The 25,724-nt window shown below is 35.2% G+C and carries 24 protein-coding genes; 13 read left to right on the plus strand and 11 right to left on the minus strand.

The features are described from left to right. The first annotated feature begins 57 nt into the window (after nt 1–57). The 9 genes from lpxD (at nt 58) to GXW81_RS06180 (ending at nt 7,314) form a co-directional block, all read left to right on the plus strand. On the plus strand, nt 58–1,092 hold the full coding sequence (lpxD, locus tag GXW81_RS06140) for a UDP-3-O-(3-hydroxymyristoyl)glucosamine N-acyltransferase (RefSeq protein ID WP_161531617.1): 1,035 nt from the start codon (nt 58–60) through the stop codon (nt 1,090–1,092). After that, on the plus strand, nt 1,085–2,479 hold the full coding sequence (locus tag GXW81_RS06145) for a bifunctional UDP-3-O-[3-hydroxymyristoyl] N-acetylglucosamine deacetylase/3-hydroxyacyl-ACP dehydratase (protein ID WP_161531618.1): 1,395 nt from the start codon (nt 1,085–1,087) through the stop codon (nt 2,477–2,479). The genes lpxD and GXW81_RS06145 overlap by 8 nt, the downstream gene beginning before the upstream one ends. 7 nt (nt 2,480–2,486) lie before the next feature. Further along, nucleotides 2,487–3,275 carry an acyl-ACP--UDP-N-acetylglucosamine O-acyltransferase gene (gene lpxA / locus GXW81_RS06150; protein WP_161531619.1) on the plus strand — a complete coding sequence of 263 codons (789 nt, stop codon included), beginning with the start codon at nt 2,487–2,489 and terminating at the stop codon, nt 3,273–3,275. Between the two features lie 27 nt (nt 3,276–3,302). Further along, a complete protein-coding gene (gene efp, locus GXW81_RS06155; RefSeq protein WP_004918666.1) occupies nt 3,303–3,866 on the plus strand; it encodes an elongation factor P in 564 nt (187 codons plus the stop codon). A gap of 63 nt (nt 3,867–3,929) precedes the next feature. Beyond that, a complete protein-coding gene (locus GXW81_RS06160; RefSeq protein WP_161531620.1) occupies nt 3,930–4,832 on the plus strand; it encodes an LpxD N-terminal domain-containing protein in 903 nt (300 codons plus the stop codon). A 103-nt stretch (nt 4,833–4,935) separates the two neighbouring features. Next, complete coding sequence (gene sucD / locus GXW81_RS06165) at nt 4,936–5,808, plus strand: succinate--CoA ligase subunit alpha (protein WP_004918657.1); 873 nt, start codon at nt 4,936–4,938, stop codon at nt 5,806–5,808. A 103-nt stretch (nt 5,809–5,911) separates the two neighbouring features. Further along, nucleotides 5,912–6,580 (plus strand): porin family protein, encoded by a 669-nt coding sequence (locus tag GXW81_RS06170; protein WP_161531621.1) that lies wholly within the window; start codon nt 5,912–5,914, stop codon nt 6,578–6,580. Between the two features lie 234 nt (nt 6,581–6,814). Beyond that, nucleotides 6,815–7,015: a hypothetical protein gene (locus tag GXW81_RS06175; RefSeq protein ID WP_221410758.1), complete on the plus strand. Its 201-nt coding sequence runs from the start codon at nt 6,815–6,817 to the stop codon at nt 7,013–7,015. 92 nt (nt 7,016–7,107) lie between these two features. Then, nucleotides 7,108–7,314 (plus strand): hypothetical protein, encoded by a 207-nt coding sequence (locus GXW81_RS06180; protein WP_161531623.1) that lies wholly within the window; start codon nt 7,108–7,110, stop codon nt 7,312–7,314. A gap of 229 nt (nt 7,315–7,543) precedes the next feature. Here GXW81_RS06180 and GXW81_RS06185 read toward each other — a convergent pair whose 3' ends face one another. From GXW81_RS06185 to GXW81_RS06195, 3 genes are all read right to left on the minus strand, one after another. Next, nucleotides 7,544–10,054 (minus strand): M1 family metallopeptidase, encoded by a 2,511-nt coding sequence (locus GXW81_RS06185; RefSeq protein ID WP_161531624.1) that lies wholly within the window; start codon nt 10,052–10,054, stop codon nt 7,544–7,546. A gap of 45 nt (nt 10,055–10,099) precedes the next feature. Further along, nucleotides 10,100–10,894: a thymidylate synthase gene (locus GXW81_RS06190; protein WP_161531625.1), complete on the minus strand. Its 795-nt coding sequence runs from the start codon at nt 10,892–10,894 to the stop codon at nt 10,100–10,102. A 111-nt stretch (nt 10,895–11,005) separates the two neighbouring features. Next, nucleotides 11,006–11,770 (minus strand): T9SS type A sorting domain-containing protein, encoded by a 765-nt coding sequence (locus tag GXW81_RS06195; RefSeq protein WP_161531626.1) that lies wholly within the window; start codon nt 11,768–11,770, stop codon nt 11,006–11,008. Nucleotides 11,771–11,957: 187 nt separating this feature from the next. Here GXW81_RS06195 and GXW81_RS06200 point away from each other — a divergent pair, with 187 nt between their 5' ends. Continuing rightward, entirely contained in the window at nt 11,958–15,143 is a 3,186-nt protein-coding gene (locus GXW81_RS06200) for a hypothetical protein (RefSeq protein WP_161531728.1), read from the plus strand. 62 nt (nt 15,144–15,205) lie between these two features. Here the strand turns inward: GXW81_RS06200 and GXW81_RS06205 are convergent, their stop codons facing one another. Genes GXW81_RS06205 through GXW81_RS06225 form a run of 5 tightly spaced genes read right to left on the minus strand, consistent with a single transcriptional unit; the run spans nt 15,206 to nt 17,553 of the window. Continuing rightward, nucleotides 15,206–15,526: a DUF805 domain-containing protein gene (locus GXW81_RS06205; RefSeq protein WP_154137154.1), complete on the minus strand. Its 321-nt coding sequence runs from the start codon at nt 15,524–15,526 to the stop codon at nt 15,206–15,208. Between the two features lie 30 nt (nt 15,527–15,556). After that, entirely contained in the window at nt 15,557–16,003 is a 447-nt protein-coding gene (locus GXW81_RS06210; RefSeq protein ID WP_161531627.1) for a hypothetical protein, read from the minus strand. A 4-nt stretch (nt 16,004–16,007) separates the two neighbouring features. Beyond that, a complete protein-coding gene (locus tag GXW81_RS06215; RefSeq protein ID WP_154137152.1) occupies nt 16,008–16,475 on the minus strand; it encodes a hypothetical protein in 468 nt (155 codons plus the stop codon). Between the two features lie 32 nt (nt 16,476–16,507). Next, the gene (locus GXW81_RS06220; protein ID WP_161531628.1) at nt 16,508–17,020 is read right to left on the minus strand and encodes a hypothetical protein; all 513 of its coding nucleotides are present in this window, start codon (nt 17,018–17,020) and stop codon (nt 16,508–16,510) included. A gap of 20 nt (nt 17,021–17,040) precedes the next feature. Next, nucleotides 17,041–17,553: a hypothetical protein gene (locus tag GXW81_RS06225; protein WP_161531629.1), complete on the minus strand. Its 513-nt coding sequence runs from the start codon at nt 17,551–17,553 to the stop codon at nt 17,041–17,043. 332 nt (nt 17,554–17,885) lie between these two features. Here GXW81_RS06225 and GXW81_RS06230 point away from each other — a divergent pair, with 332 nt between their 5' ends. Continuing rightward, nucleotides 17,886–18,689, plus strand: coding sequence for a hypothetical protein (locus tag GXW81_RS06230; protein ID WP_161531630.1), 804 nt, complete (start codon nt 17,886–17,888; stop codon nt 18,687–18,689). 74 nt (nt 18,690–18,763) lie between these two features. On the opposite strand, the gene GXW81_RS06235 is transcribed toward GXW81_RS06230, so the two are convergent. Further along, on the minus strand, nt 18,764–20,557 hold the full coding sequence (locus GXW81_RS06235; protein ID WP_161531631.1) for a hypothetical protein: 1,794 nt from the start codon (nt 20,555–20,557) through the stop codon (nt 18,764–18,766). A 193-nt stretch (nt 20,558–20,750) separates the two neighbouring features. Between GXW81_RS06235 and dusB the strand changes: the two genes are divergently transcribed. After that, a complete protein-coding gene (gene dusB, locus GXW81_RS06240) occupies nt 20,751–21,728 on the plus strand; it encodes a tRNA dihydrouridine synthase DusB (RefSeq protein ID WP_161531632.1) in 978 nt (325 codons plus the stop codon). Between the two features lie 15 nt (nt 21,729–21,743). After that, nucleotides 21,744–22,505: an exodeoxyribonuclease III gene (locus GXW81_RS06245; RefSeq protein WP_154137146.1), complete on the plus strand. Its 762-nt coding sequence runs from the start codon at nt 21,744–21,746 to the stop codon at nt 22,503–22,505. Nucleotides 22,506–22,679: 174 nt separating this feature from the next. On the opposite strand, the gene GXW81_RS06250 is transcribed toward GXW81_RS06245, so the two are convergent. Both GXW81_RS06250 and GXW81_RS06255 read right to left on the minus strand, forming a co-directional pair. After that, nucleotides 22,680–23,399, minus strand: coding sequence for a DNA-binding domain-containing protein (locus tag GXW81_RS06250; RefSeq protein ID WP_161531633.1), 720 nt, complete (start codon nt 23,397–23,399; stop codon nt 22,680–22,682). A gap of 99 nt (nt 23,400–23,498) precedes the next feature. Continuing rightward, nucleotides 23,499–25,331: a hypothetical protein gene (locus tag GXW81_RS06255; RefSeq protein ID WP_161531634.1), complete on the minus strand. Its 1,833-nt coding sequence runs from the start codon at nt 25,329–25,331 to the stop codon at nt 23,499–23,501. Between the last annotated feature and the right edge of the window lie 393 nt (nt 25,332–25,724).

Genomic DNA, 25,724 nt, shown 5'->3' on the forward strand with positions numbered 1-25,724 from the left:
GATGTTTTGTAGTATAAATTGCAAGAGAAATATTATAAATTACTATCTTTGCACATTATGGAATTTACAGCTTCTCAGATTGCAGGTTTTATTGAAGGGGAAATCATAGGTAACGAAAATACTTTAATTACAGGGGTTTCTCCTATAGAAAGCGGTGAAGAAGGGCATTTGTCTTTTGTCGCTCAGGAAAAATTTTCTCATTTCATAGAGGACACTAAATGTTCGGTTATTATAGTATCCAAAAAGCTTTTAGATAAAAAAGATTATAAGGCTACCATTATAGCCGTAGAAGATGCTTATCTATCTTTTCAAGTGCTAATGAACCTTTACAACGAGATGGTTCAAGATAGAAAATCAGGTGTAGAAGAAGGAGCATTTATTCATCAGACGGCTGTTTTAGGAGAGAATGTTTTTGTAGGAGCATTTACCTATATTTCAGAGAAAACTAAGGTGGGAGAAGGCTCTCAGATTGCGCCTCAAGTATATATAGGTAAGAGGGTCAAGATTGGTAAGAACTGTAAAATAGATAGTGGTGCTAGGATTTATGACGGTTGTGTGATAGGAGATAATTGCATCGTACACTCTAATACAGTAATAGGAGGAGATGGTTTTGGTTTCCAACCAACAGCAGAAGGTTTCAAAAAAATTCCGCAATTAGGAAATGTAATTATAGAGAATAATGTAGAGATTGGTTCTAATTGTAGTATAGATAGAGCAACGATAGGCTCTACCATTATAGGGGAAGGAACCAAGATAGATAATCTAATCCAGATTGCTCATAATGTTAAGATAGGCAAACATAATGTAATTGCGGCTCAAGCAGGTATTGCGGGGTCCACTACTATAGGCGATTGGAACCAAGTGGGCGGACAAGTAGGTATTGTAGGGCATATTAACATCGGTAATCAAGTTAAAATACAAGCCCAAAGTGGCGTAAATAATAGTGTGTCTGATGGAGAAATTCTATATGGTTCTCCAGCAATTTCGGCAAGTGATTTTAGAAGAAATTATGTTCACTTCCGAAACTTTAATAAGATTGTTCAAAAGTTAAATCAACTAGAAAAAAACTCAAAAGATAATACTAATGAGTGATAAGCAAAAAACTTTAAAAGAAGAAGTTTCTCTTTCAGGGATAGGTCTTCATACAGGTAAACAAGTTAATCTTACGATAAAACCAGCTAAAGAAAACACAGGTTTTGTATTTGTAAGAATAGATTTGGAAGGAAACCCTCAAGTGGAAGCAGATGTAAACTATGTTACCACCACCGAAAGGGGAACTACATTAGAAAAGTTAGGGGTCAAAATACATACTTGTGAGCATCTTTTAGCGGCTCTAGTAGGTATGGATTTGGATAATGCAATACTAGAGTTAGATAGTGCAGAACCTCCAATTTTAGATGGGTCTTCTAAGTTTTTTGTAGAAGCAATAGAGAAAGCAGGCATCGTAGAGCAAGAGAAAGCGAGAGAATACCTAGTGATAAAGGAAGTAATGAGTTATACTGACCCAAATTCAGGGTCTGATATTACGATTATCCCTTCCGATACTTATGAAATTACAACTATGGTGGATTTTGGTACTAAGGTATTAGGTACTCAAAATGCAACTATGAAGCATATTTCTGAGTTTAAAGAGGAATTTGCTAGTGCCAGAACTTTTAGTTTCTTACACGAATTGGAAATGCTTTTAGACCACGGACTTATCAAGGGTGGAGATATTAGCAATGCCATTGTTTATGTAGATAAAGAACTTACACCAGAAACCACAGAAAAACTCAAAAAGGCATTTGGCAGAGAAGAAATATCTATCCGTCCTAATGGAGTTTTGGATAATTTAACTTTAAACTATCCTAATGAAGCGGCTAGACACAAGTTACTAGATGTCATTGGAGATTTGGCATTGGTAGGAGTTAAAATAAAAGGTAAAGTTATCGCTAATAAACCGGGGCATTTCGTTAATACTCAGTTTGCTAAAAAACTGAACCGCCAATGGAAATTACAAAAGAAAAAAAATGTGCCTGATTTTGATTTAACTAAAGAGCCTGTTTATGATATCAATGGGATTATGGGATTGCTTCCGCATCGTCCACCATTTTTATTGGTAGATAAAATTTTAGAACTATCTGATACTCATGTGGTAGGTCTTAAAAATGTATCAATGAATGAGCCATTCTTTACAGGACACTTCCCAAAAGAACCTGTAATGCCAGGGGTTTTACAGATTGAAGCAATGGCACAGACAGGAGGTATTTTGGTATTAGCTAATGTGCCTGACCCAGAAAACTATTCTACTTACTTTGTTAAAATAGACAAGGTTAAGTTTAAGAAAAAGGTAGTTCCTGGAGATACACTTATCTTCAAAATAGACCTTATAGAACCTATTAGAAGAGGTATTGTGCATATGCAAGGGTATGGTTATGTAGGAGATAGCGTAGTGGTGGAGGCAGAGCTTATGGCTCAAGTAGCAAAAACTAAAATCTAAATTAAAGATGATTCATCAGTTAGCAGCCGTAGATAGACGGGCTAAAATAGATAAAAATGTGGTAGTAGAGCCATTTACCACCATAGCTGCAGATGTGGAAATTGGGGAAGGTACTTGGATAGGTCCTAATGTAACGATTATGAATGGGGCTAGGATTGGTAAAAATTGCAGAATTTTCCCAGGGACAGTAATTTCAGCAATACCACAAGATTTAAAATTTGAAGGTGAAGATACTCAAGTGATTATAGGTGATAATACTACAATCAGAGAATCGGTTACCATCAATAGAGGTACTAAAGCACTAGGATATACCAAGATAGGTAGTAACTGTCTGATAATGGCAACCTCACACATTGCTCACGATTGTGTTTTAGGCGACCATGTAATTATTGTGAATGGATGTGGCATTGCAGGACATGTAGAGATAGGAGATTTTACCGTTATGGGCGGGCTTTCTGCAGTTCATCAGTTTGGTAAAATAGGTAAACATGTAATGATATCTGGAGGGACATTAGTAAGAAAGGATATTCCACCGTATGTTAAAGTGGCTAGAGAGCCGATGAGCTATGCTGGTATCAATTCTGTAGGGTTGAGAAGAAGAGGTTTTTCTAATGAAAAAATATTTGAGATACAAAAAATCTATCGTATCATCTTCCAAATGAAAATGAATGTTTCTCAAGCTGTTTCTTATATAGAGAAAGAAATGCTTCCTACGGCAGAACGAGATGAAATCCTACAATTTATACAAAACTCACCTAGAGGTATTGTAAAAGGTTACGGTACAGCTAAAGATTAAATAAATAATAAATAACATATTATATAGATGGCAACAACAGCTGATATTAAAAAAGGTCTTTGCATCAATTACAGCAACGACATTTACAAGGTAATCGAGTTTTTACATGTAAAACCAGGTAAAGGACCTGCTTTCGTGAGAACTAAACTTAAGTCTGTAACTAATGGTAAAGTGATTGATAACACTTTCTCAGCAGGGCATAAGATAGACGAAGTAAAGGTAATTACTCGTAAATTTCAGTACCTTTATGATGATGATAATGGGTTCCACTTTATGAATAATGATGACTTTTCTCAAATCTATATTGGTAAAGAAATGATTGAGAATGCTCAGTTTATGAAGGCAGGAGAAGAAGTTACTATCATTATGAAGGAGGAAGATGAAACGCCTCTTTCAGCAGAAATTCCACCTACAGTTTATCTAGAGGTGGTAGAGGCTGACCCAGGTGTAAAGGGTAACACTGCAACTAATGCTCTTAAAAACGCTATCGTGGAAACAGGAGCTAGAGTAATGGTGCCTTTATTTATAGAACCAGGGGATAAAATAAAAGTAAATACAGAAGACGGCTCTTACTTAGAGAGAGTTAAATAATTAGTCTAATAAATTCGGAGGGAATTGTTCTCTCCGAATTTCATTTTTTAATTCTATTCAATTATGACATTTTCAGAGCCTCAAACGCTTAAAGCAATTGCCGATATTATAAGAGCTCAATTTGTTGGAGATGAGAGTTTTCCTGTTTTGGGAACTAACGAGATTCATATGGTACGTTCAGGTGATATTGTATTTGTAAATCACCCAAAATACTACGACAAAGCATTAAACTCGGCTGCTACTATTATTTTAATAGATAAAGAAGTGGCTTGTCCAGAGGGGAAGGCTTTACTTATTTCTGATGACCCTTTCAGAGATTTTAATAAAATAAATACTCACTTTACACAGGTTTATAATTTTAAAAAAGATTTAAATGATGCTCAGATAGGGGAGGGGACTTTTATTCACCCTTCTGTAGTGTTAGGAAATCAAGTTAAAATCGGTAAGAATTGCCACATTTTCCCTAATGTGGTTATTGGTGATAGAACCGAAATAGGAGACAATGTTATCATTCAGTCTAATACCGTTTTAGGAGGAGATGCATTCTATTATAGAAAAATAGATGGTAATTTTGATAGATTGATTTCGGTAGGTAATGTAGTGATAGAAAATAATGTAGAAATAGGCAATGGGTGTACTATAGATAGAGGAGTTACTGCTTCTACGGTGATAGGCGAAGGCTCTGTATTGGATAATCAAATACAGATAGGGCATGATACCATTATTGGTAAAAAGTGTCTTATCGCTTCTCAAACAGGTATTGCAGGGTGTTGTGTGATTGAAGATGAGGTTACTATTTGGGGGCAAGTAGGTATGGCTTCTGGAGTTAGGGTAGAAAAAGGCACAGTGCTACTAGCTAAATGCGGTGTAAATAGAGATTTAAAGAAAGGTACTTACTTTGGCTCTATAGCAGAAGAATTCCGCGATTATTTAAGGAAGGAAGTTAGGTTGAAAAATTTGAAATAAAATAATTTTTTCATCAATTTAAAAATTCTTAAATTTACCGAAAAATAAAAATCCTTTTAGAAAAGGGTAATTATAATCAAAAAGAAAAATAAATAAATATAATATGTCAGTATTAGTTAACAAAGATTCTAGAGTAATAGTACAAGGGTTTACAGGAAACGAAGGAACTTTCCATGCAGGTCAAATGATAGACTACGGAACAAACGTAGTAGGGGGTGTAACTCCAGGAAAAGGAGGTACAGAGCATTTAGGTAAGCCTGTATTTAATACCGTAGCAGACGCTGTGGAAAAAGCAGGTGCTAATGTAAGTATCATTTTTGTACCACCAGCATTTGCCGCAGATGCTATTATGGAAGCTGCAGATGCAGGGATTAAAGTGATTGTTTGTATCACAGAAGGAATCCCAGTAGCTGATATGACTAAAGTGAAAAATTATATTGCAGATAAAGATTGCCGTCTAATTGGACCTAACTGTCCAGGTATCATCACTTCTGATGAAGCTAAGATTGGTATTATGCCAGGATTTGTATTCAAGAAAGGTAAAGTAGGTATTGTGTCTAAATCAGGAACACTTACTTATGAAGCTGCAGACCAAGTGGTAAGAGCTGGTTACGGTATTTCTACGGCAATAGGTATTGGTGGAGATCCTATCATTGGAACTACTACTAAAGAGGCTTTGGAAATGTTTATTAACGACCCAGAAACTGAAGCTGTAGTAATGATTGGTGAAATTGGTGGTAACCTTGAAGCGGAAGCTGCTAAATGGTATAAAGCTAGTGGTTCTAAGAAGCCAGTAGTTGGTTTTATTGCAGGGCAAACAGCACCTAAAGGAAGAACTATGGGACACGCTGGTGCTATTGTAGGTGGTGCTGAAGATACCGCTCAGGCAAAAATGGCTATCATGAGAGAAAACGGAATTAATGTGGTAGATTCTCCAGCAGATATAGGAGTTACTATTGCAAAGGTTTTAGGATAGTATTTTTTGAAAAAATAAATATTAAAATTTAATTATTATAATGGGTAAAACTCTGATGATGAATTGTGTATCATTGGAGTTTTATTCTTAAATAGAAATAGATATGAAAAAAGTAATTTTAGCAGGGTTAGGTTTAATCTTTGGGTTGTCTTCTGCACAAATCAATATTCAGTTTGAAAATACTCGTTTTGGGGTGAGCGGTGGTGTTAACTATTCTGGAGTTAAAAATGCACATAATCCATCAGGTAAAAGGTTAGGTTTTCAAGTGGGAGCTTTAGCTTTAATTCCAGCAGATAATGATGACCAATTATATTTGCAGCCAGAAATACAGTACTACCAAGCTGGGGAAACAGGTTATAATAAAAGAGAAGGTGATAAGAATACTAAATATTATAACGATTATATTAGTGTACCTATTTATGTAAAAGGTTACTTTTCAGAGGCAGAGTCTGAATTTTTTGGAATGTTTGGTCCCAGATTTAATTTCTTAATCAATCAAACTGTAGAAAATCCATCAAGACAAGTTTATACAATAGAGGGGAATGACTCAAGATACCCAAACCTTAATGGAAAGGCAAGTAGTTTTAATTTTGGTTTAGGAGTGGGACTAGGATTTAGTTATAAAAGACAATTAGAAGTAGCACTAAAGTATGATTTGGGATTATCTAATACCTATCGTCATATGGTGGAATCATACACAGGAGACTTGAACACAGAGAAGAAAAAATCAGAACAAGTACTAAGTGTAACACTTAATTATATTTTTGAATAATCCAAAAAATAGTTTAAAATAAAAAAGTTATCTGCTATCTATCAATAATTTTGTAAAAAAACTGATTTTGAGAAAGATTTCGTTTTCCGAGCTTTAAATTACTTTAAATAAAATTTTTTCTTTTCGTCTTTAGCTTCAAAATAATTAAATTACAAAAAATATTTAAAAATTATGAGTCCTAAAAAAAAATTTATTCGTGATTTAGCTAACCACCTAGCTAATACAAAAACAGTTATGTCAGGTCCTGAGCTTGCAGAACATCTTAACAGAAACGGTCATACAACAGACTATGGTACAAAATACCAGGGAACGCAAGGAACTTACGCTCTGATTAAAGCAACCTACAATGCCTTAATTTCTTTAGGCGATCCTACAAGTGCAAATAATGTGGCACTTGCATTTGTAAAAGAAGATGGAACATACGCTTATTTATAATATAAAAATTATGGAATTAACTGATAGATTTAAAAAATCGACCAAAGAAATATATTTCTGATTATAATTTAAGTGAAAATGAAAGACAGGAATTGCTAAAAATAGCGAATGAGGATGGAATTACCGAAAAAGATGCCTTGATATATATGAACACAGAATTAAAGAAGAAATTAGGACGCAGGGAAACAAGAAGAGAAATAATTGAAACAGTTTCAAAAATCGGAGGTGTTGTTGTATCTGTTGGAACCTTTGTCTTATCTGTTTTAGCAGCAAAAAAAGGGGGCTCTGGTAAAAAATAGAGACAGCGGATAACATAGTATTTGCAAAAGGCGGGGTGAAGTTGTTGAATTGAAAAGCAGGAATATTTATCCGCATATGCTTTTCAATTCAACTATTTTGATTAACTTAGTTTCATTGAAAAAGCATCTTCTATGGTTGGTCGAAATTGAACTTTCAATCCAATTTAGCCCGCCCTTCGCAAATACTTTTCCCGAGAGATGTATTTTCTCATCTCTCTTTTTTGTTGTTTTAGTTTTTATAAAGCTCAATGATTTTATTTATTTTGTCTATCTGTTTATGAAGACTTTCATTATTGGGTTGAGCTTTTAGTAATTCCATTTTTTTTGCAACTCCATCTTGGAGCATTTGTATAATCATCATTTTAACTTGAGTATTGTTTGGAATTTCGGATTTAGCTTGACCTAAAATTTTGGTGATAGATTCCGTAGTTTTTAAATTATCAGAAGTCATAATCCAGTTGAAACCTTCTTCTGCTACATTACCTAACTCAGGATTTTGAAATTTTAAGAAAGGATAAAAAGCGACTAATCCACCGATATGTGGCATCTGAGATTCTATCTTATTTTTAACGATGGTAGGTAGTAATGTGGTAATTAATTCTTCTGAAGCACCAGAAAGGTCTATTTTGTCTGCTAAACTTTTAACGCGTTCAGGCTCGGTCTGTGCAATGGCAGCCAATGCACTTCCTTTAATGGCGTTAGATACCGCATCAATATTCTTCTCATATAGAGGTAGATATTTTTTGTTTTTTGTTTTAGATAAAGCTAATATTGCGGCTGCTCTTACTAAAGTTTTAGGATCGTTGTTAGCGATTTTTTCAACTTCAGCTAATGCTACCTTTGCGTGTGCAGGGTTAGATAAATCTAAAGCATTAAGTGCTTGAATTCTCAATCTGAAGAAATCATCTTTTAGTGCAGCTACTATTGTTTTTACTGATTCAGGGTAAGTTGTAGCTTCAGAAGCATCTTTTAGTGCTAAATATCTGCTTTTATATTCTTTAGACTTAGTATATTGTAAGTAGAGCTGTTCGGGAGTTTTGCTGTTGTTTATTTCAGCTAAAAGAACTCCAGCAGGATCTACATTTATTAAATCAGGATTTTTGCTCACACTAAAAGTAAAATCATTTTTAGCTTTGGCATTTACCCATACATCTTGGCGTTTTACAGAGTTTCCTTCGTGTAAATCTATAGTAAGTGGGAATTGAAACGGCTTTTCTTGACTTTGTAAAACAGATACCGTTACTTCTTTTTTTACAGGCTCGTAGCTGTATTGTATATTTAATTTTGGATTTCCACTATTAAAGTACCATTGGTTGAAGAACCAATTTAGGTCTTTGCCAGAAACTTTTTCAAACGAAAGTCTTAGCTGGTGAGCTTCTCCAGTACCATACTCGTGAGTTTTGAGGTAGTCTGTTACACCTGCAAAGAAGGCATCGTCTCCTAAATAATTTCTTAACATATGTAGGATAGCTCCTCCTTTGTTGTAGGATACCAAATCAAACATGTCTTCTCTATTCTCATAATCGAATCTTACAAGGTCTTTGTTGAAGTCAGAAGGGTTGTGTATATATCTGCTACTATTATTATTGAGGTGATAATCTGCGGCATCTTTTCCGTACTTGTATTCTTCCCAAAGATATTCGGAATAGTTGGCAAAACTTTCATTTACAGTAAGATTGCTCCAGCTTTCTGTGGTTACCAAGTCTCCAAACCAATGGTGGAATAGTTCGTGTGCGATAGTGCTTTCCCAACGGTTGTCGTCTATCAAATCTCCTGGTTTTTGGTGGGCGTGTTCGGCGTGGATAACGGCAGTTGTGTTCTCCATTGCACCGCTTACAAAATCTCTCCCGACTAGCTGAGCGTATTTTGCCCAAGGATAATCGTAGCCTAGCTTTTTGGAGAAAAACTCCATCATTTCAGGGGTATTTCCAAAGATTTGTTTGGCGTAATCTGCATATTCTTTCTCTACATAGTAGTCTACAGGAATATTTCTCCATTTATCTTTAATTACGGCATATTCTCCAACCCCCATAAAGAAGAGGTACGGAGCGTGTTTTTTATCCATTACCCAATGGTCGGTTCTTAGATTATTAGCCTCTTTGGTGGAAGATTTTAGAAGCCCGTTAGAAAGAGTAACAAATTTATCAGGAACGGTCATATAAATTTCCTGAGTGGTTTTTTGGTTAGGTTTATCAATGGTAGGGAACCAAGCCGAATTAGACTCGGTTTCTCCTTGAGTCCACACTTGAGTAGGTTTGTCAGGGTCTTTGCCTTGAGCATTGATGAAGTAAAGTCCCTTAGCATCATTTATAGCTTTACTTCCTTTTTGTTTTACCTCGTTAGGTCTGGAGGTATATTTAATATAAACTGTATAATCTTGATTTTTCTGATAAGTTTTATCTAAAGAAATGTGTAGAATATCGTCTTTGTAGCTGTATTTTAGAGGAGCTTTGCTTCCATTTTTATCTAAAGCCACTTCGTGTATAAGCATTGCTTTAGCATTAAGAACTAAAGAGTCCGATGGATAGAAATAAGGCGAAGCAGTAAGCCATTCTTCTCCGTGAAGTTGCTCTTTTTCAAAGTCAAAACTTACTTTTAGTTTGGTGTGTTTAAGTTCGGTAGTTTTAGTGTGAGTGGCACGATAGACGGTTTCTCTCCCAGAAGTTTCAGTTTGGGCGAAACTGTATTGGGTAGAAATAATACAGCCTAAAGCCAAAGCGGTGATGATAATTTTTTTCATATATACTTAATTTAGATTTAAAAAATTTAACTAATTGATTGTTGGTTATACAGCAACAGGTGCTTTAATACCCGAATGTGGGTGATAATTTTCTAGTGTGAAATCCTCAAACTTAAAATCAAAAAGGTCTTTTACGCTAGGGTTTAGTTTCATAGTAGGAAGCGGTCTAGGCTCTCTGGAGAGTTGTTTTTGTACTTGCTCAAAATGATTATTATAGATATGCACATCTCCAAACGAGTGAATATACTCACCTACTTCTAAGCCACACACTTGAGCTACCATCATCGTTAGCAATGCATAGCTAGCGATATTGAAAGGAACACCTAGAAAAACATCAGCACTCCTTTGATAAAGTTGTAGAGATAACTTACCATCGGCAACATAAAACTGAAACAAAGCGTGGCAAGGTGCTAGTGCCATATTAGGGATTTCGGCAGCATTCCACGCAGATACGATGAGTCTTCTACTATCAGGATTAGTTTTAATTTGGTGTATAACCTCCGAGATTTGGTCTATAACCTTACCATCTGCACCCTTCCAGCTTCGCCATTGAGCACCATAGACAGGACCTAAGTCGCCATTCTCGTCTGCCCATTCGTCCCAAATGCTTACGCCATTCTCGTTAAGATATTTAATATTGGTATCTCCTTTTAGAAACCAAAGGAGCTCGTAAATAATAGATTTAAGGTGTACCTTTTTTGTCGTAACTAGAGGGAAGCCCTTAGAAAGATCGTACCTAAGTTGATAACCAAAGACACTCCTTGTACCTGTGCCTGTTCTGTCGGTTTTATCTGTCCCGTGGTCTAGTATATGTTGAAGTAAGTCTAGATAGTTTTGCATTATAATCTTTTAAATCCCAAATTTAATGTTTTTTGGGAAGTATAAAAACTATGTAACAAAAAAGTCTCGGATTATCCGAGACTTTAATGATAAATTAAAAATAAATTTGATTTATTTCTTGATAATTTTTTGAGAAACTTTCTCACCGTTTACTTCTCCAGAAACAATGTAAACTCCTTTAGGTAGAGAAGACAGGTTAAGAGCCTCACCATTATTTACTTTAGCAGATTTTACTAATTGCCCATTAACATTATAAATTTTAATGTCAGCATCTGTTCCAAATAGTAATTGTGTATCTACTACAGTGTTTTTAACTAAGTCGATTTTTTTAGCATTAACATCAGATACAGACATAGTTGACTTTTCTACTAAAGAGAAGTTGTCAAAGCTTGCATCTGCACCGTTATATGCTCTTACTGCAAAATCCATAGATACTACAGTTGCAGGAGCTACAAACTCTACTTCATATTTAGTCCATTCAGTTGCAATACTAAGATAGCCATTGTTATTTCTTAGTGGGTCACTAGTGTTAGTGTTGTTTAGATAAATAACATTACCATTAGTATCTTTAAAATTACTCCAAATTCTTGCATCTCTTGATCTAGCGGCCTTGTAGTAGAAAGAAGCGATGTAAGTTTTTCCCTCTGTTACAGGGATAGTTTGATAGAAACCAGTTGTAGCAGTAGGTTTGTAGTTTACATATTTATCTCCATCTTGAGCACCACCAGTAATTACTTCAGGAGCAGTATAGCTAGTATTAAAACCAGCCTTCCAATCTGAAAAATCATTTTCAAATGAAGGATTTTGTACTAAATTTTGTGCCGAAACTGTTGCTACTAAAGCTACCGTAGCCATTAAAGAATAAAACTTTCTCATAATATTATTTTTTTGTTGAAATTATTATTTGCCCCAAATTTAAAAACTTTATTTCGGAAAAGAAGAAAAAGCCAATATGATTTATATTAAGTTTTGTTAATATTTCGTTATGTAAATTTGCAACTTCTTGTTTGGTTATATCTTGAAGTATATAGTCGCTTTGCTCATGGTTTGGTTTAACTCATATATGGTATATGGGCAAGTATTTTCTTGGCATAACCCTCATCTTAAAGACTCTACAAAGAAAGATAGCCTTATCATAGCTAATATCAACAAGGAGGTTTTTACAAGAGATACTTTGGATTTTATAAAGTTACAACAGAGAAGTATTGTAGAGAAGCTAGAGCTTCCGTCTGCCAGTAAATCTCAACTAGATTTAGGTGACCTTAATACTCAAGGGGCTATTATCAGAGGGATTTCTTTTGGTAATGCCCAAGGCTCATCGGTGCAAAGCTCAATGGATTTACAGATTTCGGGTAAACTAAGCCAAGAGGTATCTATTTTAGCCAGTATCTCGGACCATAATCTTCCGATACAGGCAGATGGTTATACACAAACATTAGACGAGTTTGATAAAATTTTTGTCCAACTTAATATCAAAAAAAAATCAATCCTTCGAGCGGGACATTTGGATTTGAATGATGAAACGACTTACTTCGGAAGGTATCAAAGGCGTAGTCTAGGGCTAGAGTTTCAAACCAAAATGGGAAAGAAAAATCCAACTTCTATACATTTATCGGCTGGGGTGGCTCGTAGCGAATTTCATAGAATTAGGTTTCAAGGAGTGGAAGGCAATCAAGGTCCTTATAGGCTGTCAGGCAAGAATGGAGAAACCTTCATCACTATTATATCTGGCTCCGAACAGGTGTTTATTGATGGCGTTTTAATGAAGAGAGGAGAGAACTTAGATTATATCATTAACTACAATACGGGAGAGGTTACCTTTACGAGTTTTAGACCTATTTACAGTCAAAATTTCATTACCATTTCATACAACTATACCAACCGAAACTACACGCGTTTTCTAGTTACTGGAGGAGTGGAACATCAGCGAGAGAAATTGAAACTTGGGCTTAATTGGTTTCTTGAAAGTGATAACAAAAATGCACCTCTATCACTTAATTTAAGTGAAGAAGACCAAAAGATATTGGCACAGGCAGGGAGTAATTCTGTTTTGATGGTATCTCCATCTGGGGTTGAAACGGCTTACGATGTTAATAAAATTCTTTACCGAAAAGTAAGCGATGCTAATGGAGATTACTATGAGTTTTCTACCGATGCTAATGAAAAACTTTATCAAGTTTCCTTTTCTTACACAGGGCAAAATGTGGGCGATTATACACTGAAACAAACTACGAATAACGGTCGGGTTTTTGAGTATGTGGGACAGGGTAGAGGCGACTATTCTGCGTTGCGAAAGTTACCAGCACCCCAAAAAATACAGGTGCTTTCGGCTAATGTTTCTTATTTGTTGAATCAAGGCTATGTGGGAGCTGATGTTTCGTTAAGTCATTACGATGTTAATTTATTTTCTTCCAAAAATAATGATGAAAATAAAGGCTACGCTGCACGAATAGTAGGGGCAAAAACCTTTACTAAAGGTCAATGGAAGGGTACGCCAAGTTTTGAGTTTCAGCATATCAATAAGCAGTTTCATATCTTGGACCGTCTCAATAATGTGGAGTTCGCTAGAGATTTTAATCTTTCTCAAGAGTTTAATCACAGAACACAAAACAGACTTACATTTGGTTTTTTAAATGAATGGAAGCAAGGCTCTGCACTCAACTATACGCTTAATTTCCTCAACGAAGCTGGTACTTATCAAGGGATTAAAAACGATTTGAATTTTAAATGGATACAAAATAAATGGCTTACAGAAGGTAATGTATCTTACCTTAATACCAATTCGGATTTTCAGGATACTCGTTTTGTAAGAGGTCTTGCTTCTACTTCATACTTAGGCGAAAAAGGAAGTTGGACATTGGGAGGGCAAATGGAACATAACCTTAAAAACTTCAATAATATCCAAAAAACAGATGCCACGAGTTTTGCGTGGCGAGAGCTATTTATACAGAAAAAAATAGGTAATGAAAACAGAACTTTATTCCTAACGAAACTTTATCTACGAGAGAATGACTCTGTGAGAAATGCAGGTTTAGAAAAGGTAAATCATATTTTGGGGGCAATGGTGGAGAGCCAAATTATTAAAAATGAAAAAACAACTCTTACGGCATTGGCTCATTATCGTAAGTTTTATCATACTTCGGAATCGTTGGTTCAGAATCAAAATCAGGATTTTGTAGTGGGGAATATTTTATATCATCAGCAGTTGTTTAATAATGGAGCTAGGCTTCAAGCCTTTTATGAATTGGGCAATGGGCAAGAGGCACAAAGGGAGTTTCAGTATCTAAAAGTAACCGATGGACAGGGGATTTACAAATGGACAGACTACAACGGCGATGGGGTGCAACAGTTAGACGAGTTTGAAGTAGCGGAATATGCTGATTTAGCTCGATATATAAGGGTTTATACCAATACAATAAAATATTTACCTTCTAATAAAAACAAACTTCAGCTGTCGTTATTCATCAGTCCAGCACAGATATTTAACTCTCAAAATCGTTTTGTGAAAAGGTGGAACTTTAATCTTTCGCTTTTATCTCAAAATTCTTTTTATAAAAAAGACCGTGTTTTGGTTTGGAATCCGTTTGAAAAACAACAAAATCAAATTCTAAAAAATCAAAACTTCTTGGCAATGGCACAATTTTTACCTAATGAGGTTTCGGGGTGGAATGGCACTTACCGATTGATATTAAACGATAACTTAATAAATGCTAATTTCAGTTTAGAGTCTAAAAAGCAGTCTTCTCACTTTGTGAATATTGGCTATTGGTTCAATAAAAATCTTAGAGCGGATTGGGAAAATCAGTATCAGAGTTTAACTAATGCTTCGGAGATGTTTAAATCTAGAGATTATCATTTAATTCATCTAGAAACACGCCCAAAATTAACCTATAAACTTACAGAGGCTATACAAGCAGAGCTATCTTCTGCACTAAAACAAAAACAAAGGCTGGACGGAGAAGAGCATTTAAAAACCTTTGACCTTACAGGAAGTTTACAATGGGAACGTTCTAAGACTTCGGTTAGGGGAAGTTTTTCGTTCATCAATAATGATTTTAAAGGCAATAGTTTTAGTTTGGTGGGCAACCAAATGCTGGAAGGACTTAAAGTGGGTAAAAATCAGGTATGGACAGTGTTTTTGCAACAGTCTATAAATTCATTTATAAAACTTAACCTCAACTATGAGGGACGAAACTCTGGAGACAGAACCATACACATAGGAAGTGTGCAAGTGAGGGCAGGGTTTTAGAGTGCTTTATAAAATGTAACCTATAAAAAAAGACTGCTAATTTTAGCAGTCTTTTTTGTTGATTAGTCAATAGGAACTGGTCCATATTGGTTTTCTCTTTCCTCCCCTTTTATAATGAGTAAATAGATATTATAAAAAGGAATTAATAGAAACCAACCGCTTTTACCTACATCGTGCATTCTTCTTACAGCGATAGCTAAACTAGGTAGTAGTAAAGCCAATGAATATAAAATACCTAAAATCTCTACAAAACTTGATGCAAAGGAAAATAAAAAATTGATTCCTACAAAAGTCCAATAAGCTTTTCTGCTACTTCTCCCTTTAAAATCAGCGTAATGATTTTTAATCACGCCTATGAAATAATTGTTTAAATTCTCGCCCATTTTTTGAATATTTTTATTTGTTGTTGTTTTTTACTCTTGTTTATTTTTAGGGTTTCTTGAATAATAGATGATAGCATAAATGACAGTCCCTATGATGACCAAAATGAATATTACAAGCCCTGAATATCTATCGTAAAAACTCAGTTTTTTCAACTCTTCAGCAGGCGGTAATTGGTTTTCTTTGATTATCCAGTTGATGTCCTGAGGAGAAAGGTTGTAGTAAACATCATTATACTTGGAGCTTACGCCAACCAAAACAGGTTCTTTGGTAATCCAAAAAGATGAGCCTTTTATTACAAACTCTCCATACAGTATGCCGAGATTGATGTAATCATCTGTTCCGTCGATAGCATAATCATTAGTTTTTGGAAGTTCTGCTACTACTTTTATTCTTTCTACATTGCCAGATTTTCTAGCAGCGTATGTTTGTGTATAACCTGTTATCAGCAAACACAATCCTAAAAATAATTGCTTCATTCAGTTAATTTTCTTCTTTCTTCTCTTCCTCTTCTTCTTCATTAGAACCAAAGAACATACTGTATCCTAAATACAAGACAATAATTCCTAGTATAACTAGTTTCCCCCAATGTCTATCAAGAAAACTTAACTTTGCTAACTCTTCTGCACTAGCTAATTTGTTTTCTTTGATGATGTCTTTAATCTGTTGGTCGGTTAATTCGTAATAAATTTCTTTGTTAATAGAGCTAAGTCCTACCAATGTTGGCTCTTCTGTTATCCAAACAGGCATCCACGCTATATGGAAATACCTATACTTTATCCCTAAATCTACATATTCCCCAGGACGGTCTTGGTAATCTTCCGTATTGGGTAGGTCTGCTACCATTTCTAGTTTTTCTGTTGTTCCTATCGGAATAACTTTAGCCGCTTGTACTTGGTTAGAAAATAACCCCATAACTGCAAAACACAGTCCTAAAAATAGATTTTTCATAAATGCTTATATTTGTTAATGTTTAAAAGTTTTTATATCTGACCTTTTGCTTTTTTATTTTCTGTAAGAATCTCTTTAAGGATTTGTTCACTATCTACAGGTTCGCTACCTAGAAAGAAGTTGTATCCTACAATCATAAATTTTTCTTTGATACCGTTCTTTTCCATGGTTACTAGATTATAGGTGTCCTTTCTCAATTTTATGCCTTCTCCTGATACTTGGATATGTTTAGCATTAGTGAAATTCATGGTTTTTACATCTACTATTTCTGAAAGTTCATAAACTTTAGTTGGACGGAAATATTTTTTTAGATGTAGCTGGTTATTCTTGATGGTTGCCTTGCAGATTATAGCCCATATCCATAGGAAAAGTATAGCTATGCCCCCGAAAATTAAACCGAAAATAATGGTTTTGAGTGTACCATGTTCTCCTCCCATTAGAATATAAAAGAATAGGGCAAAGATAGGTGGCATAAAGATAAGCCCTGCCCAAAAACTTAAATCAGTGTATTTTCCTGATAGTTTTACATCTTGGTATTGTTTCATAGTTATTTTTCTTTTAAAGTTTATACTTGATTTTTTAACTTTTTACTCTCTGCGAAAATATCTTTTAACATTTGCTGTGTGTCCACTGGCTCTTTGTCTATATGGATATTTTGAGCAATGATAACAAAGTGCTCTTTCACACCATGTTTTTCGACGGTTAGCCAATTATAACTTTCTTTCCCTGCTTGCACACCATTTTTTCCAAATTTAATGGTATCTGTTTTTCCAATCCCAAAAGTCTTAAGCCCTACAACCTCGGACAAATCATACACTTTAGTTGGACGGAAGAACTTGGTTAAATGCAGTTTATTATTCTTGATTTCTGCCTTGGACATAATCACCCAAACCCATAAGAAAATAAGTGTGATAATAGTAAAAAGTACCCCAAAACCAATTTCGTTCATAGTTATAGGTTCTCTTGAAAAGACAGCATAAAACAAAAGTCCAAGCATAGGAAATATAAACAAGACACCTGCCCAAAACATTAGTACAGCGTAGAGTCCCGATAGTTTTACATCTTGGTATTGTTTCATTTTAGTTGATTTCCGATAGAGCAAAATTATGTGTTAAAGCGAAAATGAAGAGAAAATAAACGTCTACAAAGTGTCTATAAGTTTATTAAATGGTTGGTTTTAAAGTGTAAATACAAAGAACTACAAACAGTAGTTTTTAGAAGGTTCGATTGTGTGGATTGATGTATTAAGGTTAAAGTTTTCATCTAAATATTTAAAATTATGGGATATAATGGCATATTAAAAAGTGACAAATAGTTATCTTTGTAGTATCAAAATTTCGTATAATTTAAAGTTTATTTCTATGAAAAAGGTATTTTATTTATTATCTATGACAGTTTTGCCTGCATTTTTTGCGGTGTCTTGTAACCGAAATTGATGAACCTACTACTCCTAAAGAGGAGTTGCTATTGCCTTCTAAGGTAGAAGAAACCTATTACAACAATTACGATAACACGCAGAGAACATCAGTTTATGATTTTACTTATAATGGGACTAAACTTACTGAAATGGTTAGTCGTGATGGAGAGGGGAATACTGCTTTTTCTTACCAAGATAATCTTCTTGTTAAGGTAAAAAGTGATGAAGAGGAAAGGTTGTTTGAATATGATAGTAAGGGGAATTTAGTTAAAGAAACTCTAGTGTCAAGTTATGGTGGTACTACTACTACAGATATCTATACTTATGAACTTAGTGGGAGCAGTGTAAATGTAACCTACAATAGGAAAAATGTAAATGGGGGTGAACTAAGGTTAGAGGATGTGGGAACTTATACCTACACACTTACGCCTAATAAACAGGTAATGAAGGTTGTAGGAAAGAAAACCTCAACAAATTATTATGGCTCCTCGCCGTATGTTTATGAAACGACTAAGGAAGAAAGTTATACTTACGACGATAAAAATTCAATTTTTAAGAATATTAGCGGTTTTGGTAAGTTGGGGTATTCTCAATTTGTGTTAGGTGCCTCATTGGGCAGTTTCAATAATGTACTGACTACAAGTAGTAAAGAGGTAGATAATATGAGTGTTTACACGCATACAGAAGCCTATAAGTATACTTATAATGATAAAAACTTTCCTACAGAGTTTGAGAATAGTTTGGATGATAAGAAATACAAGACCTCTAAGATAGAATACAAAACCGTTACTAAGTAGTGTTTTAGCACAGTATCATACAAAAAAATCGGAGGGGAAGCTCTCCGATTTTTTGTATTGTAAACTTTGTATTATTATTTGTAAGTTTTCCCTAGTGTGTGTAAGAACTCTTCTAAAGAGAGGTCGGTTAAGTTGAGTTTTTGTTTGATGCGATATTTTGTCATTCTTACACTTTTGGCTTCTACATTAAATATGGTGGCTATTTCTTTAGTAGATAAATTAAGGTAGATATAACCACAATAGCGTTGGTCTAGTTGGGTAAGTTTCCCGTTGGCTTGGCTTTGCAGTTTTTCAAAAAATAGAGGATTGATGTTTTTAAACTCATTGAGAGAGTTATCAAGACTTTTGTCAATCCTTTTTTCTTGTTTGAGGATAGTTTCTAACTTTTTGATGTTTTCGGTATTAAGTTTTTCTAATAACTCATTTTTTCTTTCTATGTTAAGAGATTTAGCAAGATTTTCTTTTTCTATTTGTTGGTTTTTGAGTGCAAGTAACTCTTTTTCTGTTTCTAGTCTTTTATATTCCTCTTGGGTGAGTTTTATTTTTGTTTCAGCTTCGGTTTTTTCTTGTTTTAGACGAAGAGTCTTCTCTTGCTGTAACTTTACTTTTTGTTGTAAAAATTGATATATAAAATAAAGCATTCCTATTAAAACAATAATAAATGCGATGAGAAAATAGTTTTTTAGTCTTTGATTTTTGGAATTTTCTTTGGTTTCATCTAGCTCCTTTTTCATCTCTTTATTTTGGTGTATGGCTTCCGCTTTGTAGGCGTTCTCTATTTGTTCTTTTTTATAGATAGAGTCTTGAAATACCATTTGTTTATCCTTATAAAAGAGAGCTTTATCGTACTTGTTTTGTGAAGTGTAAAAGGCTACTAGAGCATTGCAAATGTTCTGAATGGTATAGTATTGTATAGGATTTCTTTTGCTTAGAATATTGTAGGCTTCGATTAATAGGCGTTCGGCTTCGTTGGGGTTGCCTTCTTTTAGAGCTATTTGGGAGCGTATACCCATAGCATTTGCCAGAATTTCATCTTTATCATAGACCTTAGATAAAGCTTTTTCTGTTTTATTGAGCTGAACTAGAATACTGTCTTTTAGTTGACGTGATGGAGCTTTATTCCATTTTTCAAAAAAGTAATTGGCGGTATTGATTGTGGTAATGGCGTAAGCTCTAGGATTAACTTTATTAGGATGTTGGTTGCAGACTTGTTCCGATTGATTAAGATAGTATCTAATACTGTCTTGATATTTTGGGTTTTGAGTTTTATTAAAAAGAAACTTCATTAGTGTAGACTTTGCAGAGTAAGCATTCGTCATAAGGTCATACTTACCTTCTTGGGCTTTTTGTGCAGCGTCTAGGCTTCTTTTTATATACTCTCTGCATTGGTCTATATTGTCCCAGTCAGAATGTAAACCATAGAGATAATAATAGATTAAGGATTCCAAATAGTAATCTGAGTCTTGTGGTAAAGTGTCTAGTGTTTTGTGGGCATATTCTATGGCGAGGTCGTTGATGCCTAAATATCTGTAATAAAAGGCTTGAGCGTAATAAGAGATGGCTTGGGCATACTTATCCTTGGATTGTTGTGCTGTCTTTTCTGTGAGGGTAAGAAATTTTTGTGCTTCTTTATAGTTCTCTAGCCTTGTCATTCTTTTGCTTTGTAGGGCATAGAGTTGCGTTAAATTTTTAGGGTTACCTTTATTTTCAGTGATAAGTTGTTTTAATTTTTTTTGTACCTCTTGATGTTTACCTTGCTGGTCTTGATTATCTAATAAAATAAGTGTCTGTGTAATATCTACAGACTGAGTGTATAAGAATAGTGGAAATAAACAAAAAAATAGAATTAACTTTTCTCTTCTCAACATCTTATTATATCTTTTTTACTAATTATTTTGGATGGCGCAAGGTAATAAAACCATATTTTAAAATAAATTATTTTCGTCTACATAGTATCTACAATCTGTAGTAACTATCTTGATCTTATAGCTAGGTAAGAGAGTGTTTAAAAAATTGTTCGCATAGGATTTGCCTTAAATTAAAAACACTTACTTTTGCAGAATGGTAAAAATAGGGAATATAGAATTGCCAGATTTTCCTTTATTGCTGGCTCCTATGGAAGATGTGAGCGACCCTCCGTTTCGTAGGCTTTGTAAAATGCACGGTGCAGATTTAATGTATTCGGAGTTTATCTCTTCGGAAGGGCTTATTAGAGATGCTATAAAATCTAAAAAGAAGCTGGATATTTTTGATTACGAAAGACCTGTTGGTATTCAGATTTTTGGGGGAGATGAGGAAGCTATGGCAATGTCTGCCAAAATAGTGGAAACGGTACAACCTGATTTGGTAGATATTAACTTTGGATGTCCTGTGAAGAAAGTGGTTTGCAAAGGGGCAGGAGCAGGGGTTTTAAAAGATATAGACCTAATGGTAAGGCTTACCAAAGCCGTAGTAAATTCCACCCATTTACCTGTAACGGTTAAGACAAGGTTGGGCTGGGATACTAGTAGCATCAATATAGATGAAGTAGCGGAACGACTGCAAGAGGCAGGCATTAAAGCCCTTACCATACACGCAAGAACGAGGGCTCAAATGTATAAAGGAGAAGCCGATTGGGAACATATTTCTCGCATTAAACAAAACCCTAATATTGAGATTCCTATTTTTGGGAACGGAGATATAGATTCGCCTCAAAAAGCCTTAGATTATAAAAGCAAATATGCTTGTGATGGAGTTATGATTGGTAGAGCTGCTATTGGTTATCCTTGGATTTTTAATGAAGTGAAACATTTTTTCCGAACAGGAGAGCTACTTTCAGAACCTACTTTACAAGACCGTTTAACCGCAGTAAGACAACACGCCGAATGGAGTGCTGAATGGAAAGGTGAACGCCTTGGATTGATAGAAATGAGACAACATTACAGTAATTATTTCCGTGGGGTGCCACATTTTAAGGAGTATAGAAAAAGGTTTTTAGAAATACTTACTTTGGAGGAAATGGATAGCCTCATCAGTCAAATCATAGAGGCAAATAATTAAAGCTAAAACAAAATAATGAAGATAATATCTTACAATGTCAATGGTATTCGGGCAGCTTTTAATAAGGATTTAATTGGTTGGTTAGGACACGCTGCTCCCGATGTTATTTGTTTTCAAGAAAGTAAGGCTCAAAAAGATCAAATAGATATAGCAAGTTTTGAGAAAGAGGGCTACCATACCTATTGGTTTTCTGCGGAAAAGAAAGGGTATAGCGGGGTAGGTATCGCTACTAAAATTCAGCCTAAGCATGTAGAATATGGTTGTGATATGGAGCCATACGATAAAGAAGGACGAGTAATAAGAGCTGATTTTGAAGATTTTTCGGTAATATCTGTATATGTGCCTTCCGCTACCAATATAGATAGACTGGATTTCAAAATGCAGTTTTGTTACGATTTTTTAGCTTATATAAAAGAGCTAAGAAAAACCATTCCTAATTTAATTATTTCGGGAGATTTTAATATCTGTCATCAAGCAATAGATATTCACGACCCTGTAAGATTAAAAAATGTCTCTGGCTTCCTTCCTATAGAGCGAGAATGGATGACAGAGTTTATAAAAGAATGTGGGTTAATAGATAGCTTCCGTTATTTTAATACCGAACCCAACCAATACTCATGGTGGAGTTATAGACAAAATGCACGAGCTAATAATAAGGGTTGGAGGTTAGACTATCATTTTGTGTCAGACTCGTTAGAAAGTCGTTTGTCTAGAGGGCTTATTCTTAGTGAGGCTTACCACTCGGATCATTGTCCCGTTTTAGTGGAATTAAAATAGGGCGTGTTTCTCAACAGAGAGGCTGTCCTTACCGTAACAGACCCTCTGTTAGCCTAAGGACAGACACCCCGTTACGGTAAGTGCGGAGACTCTGTTCCGTAGCATTCGGTAAAAGGTAATAAAATAGGCTACTCGTTAAATGAGTAGCCTTAGTTTTAAAATTAAAATACCTTATTAGACAATAACCACTGGATTAGGTAGTTTCTCCGTTCTTGGTTCTTTTAGTAAGACAGAACCCGTGCTGCTTTGTGTTGTAATGCTGAGTTCATAGTTCCCTGCCTCCAAATCTGCAGGCACAAGAATAAGCACCCTTGACGGCTCATTGATTACGATATTATCTTTAGCCAACTTGACCTCATTTTGATTGTCTAAGTTTTTAAAGACGATACCATTTTTAGGATTATCGCCATCTATTTTAATGTAAGTACCTTTGATTTCTGCGTTTTTGCCTTTGGTAAGGGTGCCGTCTGCTTTGCCAGTAACTTTATCAGTGATGCTGAACACGCTCATTGGGCTGGATTGCTCACCAAGGATTTCCACTTTGGTATCGTTGGCGGCTTTTCTTAGGTCAGTGCCTTGGTTCACATTCACATAAACGGAGTGTTTCTCTTTATCCCAAGTCTTATCGTAAAATACACCCTTAATGGCAGGACGCATATACACCAGCCCTGTATTTACACCATACCCGTTGAGTACCAACTCCGAGGCTTTGCGATTAAAGCGGGTGATAATATCTACCGCCGTTTCAGTTTGTATCTCCATACCCTCTTTTTTGAGGGCTTCTATAATTTCTGTAATACCAAGGCTACCACCTAAAAGTGGCACGGCTACAAAATCGTTAGGGTCATCTTTCGTTAATAGGTTGGGGCGCAACCATGCTTTTAAAGTATTCATAATGTATCATTTTTTTAAGGTTAAATTTGGTATTACTTTGTTCTGATTTGAAATATAAAAAGCCCCATTGTGATACCGTCACAATGGGGAAAAGTTAAACTATTTTACTAATAAGGCTTCTAGCTTCTGTAAACGAGCTTCTAATTCTGCTATTTTGGCATCTTTAGCTTTTAGAGCCTTATCTTGCTCTATGCTGTGTAGATAAAGTTCTTCTATCTTCTCCACATTGGTCAGTTGAGTTGCCATAAGGTCTATATAACCTTGTTTTTTGATTTCTGCTGCAGACTGATACCCTGGCAAATGTCCGTTGGCTTTTACAAAATCTTCTACTTGACTAAGGGTTTTAAAGCTGTAATCTGATTTAATACTAGAAGTACCTGTATAATACTTTTGGAAAACATAATCTGGGAAGATAGCGGCATTAGAGCCAATAAAGCCTGTTGCCTTAACATTACCCGCAACTTCTAGTTTTTCTGCTGGAGTATCTACCCCTATACCTACATTATCCCCAAAACGAACTTTTCCTGCATTGGTATAAATAGCATAATTCTTATCGGCTCCTGCCTTTACATTATCCAAATAGATACCGTACATATCTGTTACTTTAGCTGTTGTAGCAATCTCAGTATTTAATCTGCTTCCATACAATCTACCAACCTCTGCGTTACCATCCATCTTTAGCATATAAAAAAGTCCTGCAAAAGAGGGGGCAGTTGTATTATTGCCAAAAGTAACATCAAACCTAGCAGAAGCTCCTCCGTCTGTTACGGTTGTATTATCATTAATAAATACCATATTTCTTAATCCAGCTACTGCTCTTACTGATGACGATGCATAACTTCCGTTATCAGCTAGCTGAGTGTACACCTCATTAGTTATTCCTTCCATAACATCAGCTTTTCCTCCTCGCTTCATTTTAGTGGTTGTGTTTAAAGCGTTCATTCTTCCTACTTCCCCACCTTGGTAGCTATTCGAATAAATAGCAGATCCTCTTATGGTATTTACTTTTCCTACAGAAAATGAGGTTGCTCCAAAGGCACCTCCCATTATACTCTTAGCTGTTGTAGTTGTAACGGTTGAAACATTAGAGCTGTTTGACTGAGAACTCGTTTCCATACCTAAATCCACACTTGCCCTCACTCCCATAACATCTCCTAAATCAACAACATCAGGGTTTGTTGTAATTGATGAGTTAACCCCTCTATAATTTCTGATATTTGAAGCTATAGTATTGGTATGACTCCCGTTAATCATTATTCCTGTTTCTTCAAAGGTATACCCTGGAGCCCAAAAAGTATTAGACGCAGGTAAAGAGAGCGGAAGAATATCTGATGAAAAATTCTTTTTAAAACCATACTCAGGTGTTACTCCATTAGGATTAGGCAACCATAGACCTCCTCCCACTGCGGTACCATTATTGTTTTTCATATTTAAAAGTAAAGCCCTCACATTTGGGTTCGTTTTTTTATATCCAAAATCCACATTTGTTTCGTTAGCAGGTATTAGATATGTATAAGTATCAGCAGAACTTGTTGTTTTATTCCATAGTTGCCCTGATGTTTCCGCACTAGATTTTACCCACTCTATGCCATTGTAGTAATAGTAACCTTTCTCTGTTATTTTGGCTACTTTGGTATCATTACCTGTATAATTACTTATAGCTCCATTGGTTTTAGTAGCATCATCTATTACATAGACTAAAGTTCCCTCTACGGGAGCCTCAATGCTTGCTACACGGGTTTTACTTAGTTGAGGAGCTAAGATTCCCTCATTAGTTTTGGCATCACCTTGGCTATTAGTTGCATTGGGTTGAATGTCTAAAGTAGCTCTAGGCGAGGAAACATTAACCCCTACTTTACCACTTTGTCCATAAACCACTAGCCCTAAACCTAAAAAGGCTAACACACTTAATTTTGTAGTCTTTGTTTTCATAACATTTAATTTAAAATTGTTAATATTTAGATTATAGATTTTAGACTTAAGGGTTGAGGTGATACTAGGTTCTAATATCTCACCTCTAAGCTCTGATATAAAAAAACGCCTTCCCCCTCTAAACACACACAAAACGAGAGGAAAGGCTAAAGCAGAAAGAAAGTAAAAACTCCCTCTCTGAACGCTAAAAACACCCAACAAGAACGACCATGTTTTAAGACAAAACAATGGTGCTTTTAGTAAATATTGATGAAAGCTAAAATTAGAATAGTATAAACACCAAAAGCCTCCAACGAAAGTTGGCGGAACGATATTTTGTTTTAACGATAAAAGTTGAAGTAATTTTCTAGATAATACGACGCATACCCACGAAACTATCTGTGTGTGTGTGTG

This window comes from Riemerella anatipestifer, assembly GCF_009932355.1.
Classification (GTDB): domain Bacteria; phylum Bacteroidota; class Bacteroidia; order Flavobacteriales; family Weeksellaceae; genus Riemerella; species Riemerella anatipestifer_E.

What these genes read in the sequence shown, in the direction of transcription:
- lpxD (WP_161531617.1), top strand. Translation starts at nt 58, where the DNA reads ATGGAATTTACAGCTTCTCAGATTGCAGGTTTTATTGAAGGGGAAATC.
- GXW81_RS06145 (WP_161531618.1), top strand. Translation starts at nt 1,085, where the DNA reads ATGAGTGATAAGCAAAAAACTTTAAAAGAAGAAGTTTCTCTTTCAGGG.
- lpxA (WP_161531619.1), top strand. Translation starts at nt 2,487, where the DNA reads ATGATTCATCAGTTAGCAGCCGTAGATAGACGGGCTAAAATAGATAAA.
- efp (WP_004918666.1), top strand. Translation starts at nt 3,303, where the DNA reads ATGGCAACAACAGCTGATATTAAAAAAGGTCTTTGCATCAATTACAGC.
- GXW81_RS06160 (WP_161531620.1), top strand. Translation starts at nt 3,930, where the DNA reads ATGACATTTTCAGAGCCTCAAACGCTTAAAGCAATTGCCGATATTATA.
- sucD (WP_004918657.1), top strand. Translation starts at nt 4,936, where the DNA reads ATGTCAGTATTAGTTAACAAAGATTCTAGAGTAATAGTACAAGGGTTT.
- GXW81_RS06170 (WP_161531621.1), top strand. Translation starts at nt 5,912, where the DNA reads ATGAAAAAAGTAATTTTAGCAGGGTTAGGTTTAATCTTTGGGTTGTCT.
- GXW81_RS06175 (WP_221410758.1), top strand. Translation starts at nt 6,815, where the DNA reads ATGTCAGGTCCTGAGCTTGCAGAACATCTTAACAGAAACGGTCATACA.
- GXW81_RS06185 (WP_161531624.1), bottom strand. Translation starts at nt 10,054, where the DNA reads ATGAAAAAAATTATCATCACCGCTTTGGCTTTAGGCTGTATTATTTCT.
- GXW81_RS06190 (WP_161531625.1), bottom strand. Translation starts at nt 10,894, where the DNA reads ATGCAAAACTATCTAGACTTACTTCAACATATACTAGACCACGGGACA.
- GXW81_RS06195 (WP_161531626.1), bottom strand. Translation starts at nt 11,770, where the DNA reads ATGAGAAAGTTTTATTCTTTAATGGCTACGGTAGCTTTAGTAGCAACA.
- GXW81_RS06200 (WP_161531728.1), top strand. Translation starts at nt 11,958, where the DNA reads ATGGTATATGGGCAAGTATTTTCTTGGCATAACCCTCATCTTAAAGAC.
- GXW81_RS06205 (WP_154137154.1), bottom strand. Translation starts at nt 15,526, where the DNA reads ATGGGCGAGAATTTAAACAATTATTTCATAGGCGTGATTAAAAATCAT.
- GXW81_RS06210 (WP_161531627.1), bottom strand. Translation starts at nt 16,003, where the DNA reads ATGAAGCAATTATTTTTAGGATTGTGTTTGCTGATAACAGGTTATACA.
- GXW81_RS06215 (WP_154137152.1), bottom strand. Translation starts at nt 16,475, where the DNA reads ATGAAAAATCTATTTTTAGGACTGTGTTTTGCAGTTATGGGGTTATTT.
- GXW81_RS06220 (WP_161531628.1), bottom strand. Translation starts at nt 17,020, where the DNA reads ATGAAACAATACCAAGATGTAAAACTATCAGGAAAATACACTGATTTA.
- GXW81_RS06225 (WP_161531629.1), bottom strand. Translation starts at nt 17,553, where the DNA reads ATGAAACAATACCAAGATGTAAAACTATCGGGACTCTACGCTGTACTA.
- GXW81_RS06235 (WP_161531631.1), bottom strand. Translation starts at nt 20,557, where the DNA reads ATGTTGAGAAGAGAAAAGTTAATTCTATTTTTTTGTTTATTTCCACTA.
- dusB (WP_161531632.1), top strand. Translation starts at nt 20,751, where the DNA reads ATGGTAAAAATAGGGAATATAGAATTGCCAGATTTTCCTTTATTGCTG.
- GXW81_RS06245 (WP_154137146.1), top strand. Translation starts at nt 21,744, where the DNA reads ATGAAGATAATATCTTACAATGTCAATGGTATTCGGGCAGCTTTTAAT.
- GXW81_RS06250 (WP_161531633.1), bottom strand. Translation starts at nt 23,399, where the DNA reads ATGAATACTTTAAAAGCATGGTTGCGCCCCAACCTATTAACGAAAGAT.
- GXW81_RS06255 (WP_161531634.1), bottom strand. Translation starts at nt 25,331, where the DNA reads ATGAAAACAAAGACTACAAAATTAAGTGTGTTAGCCTTTTTAGGTTTA.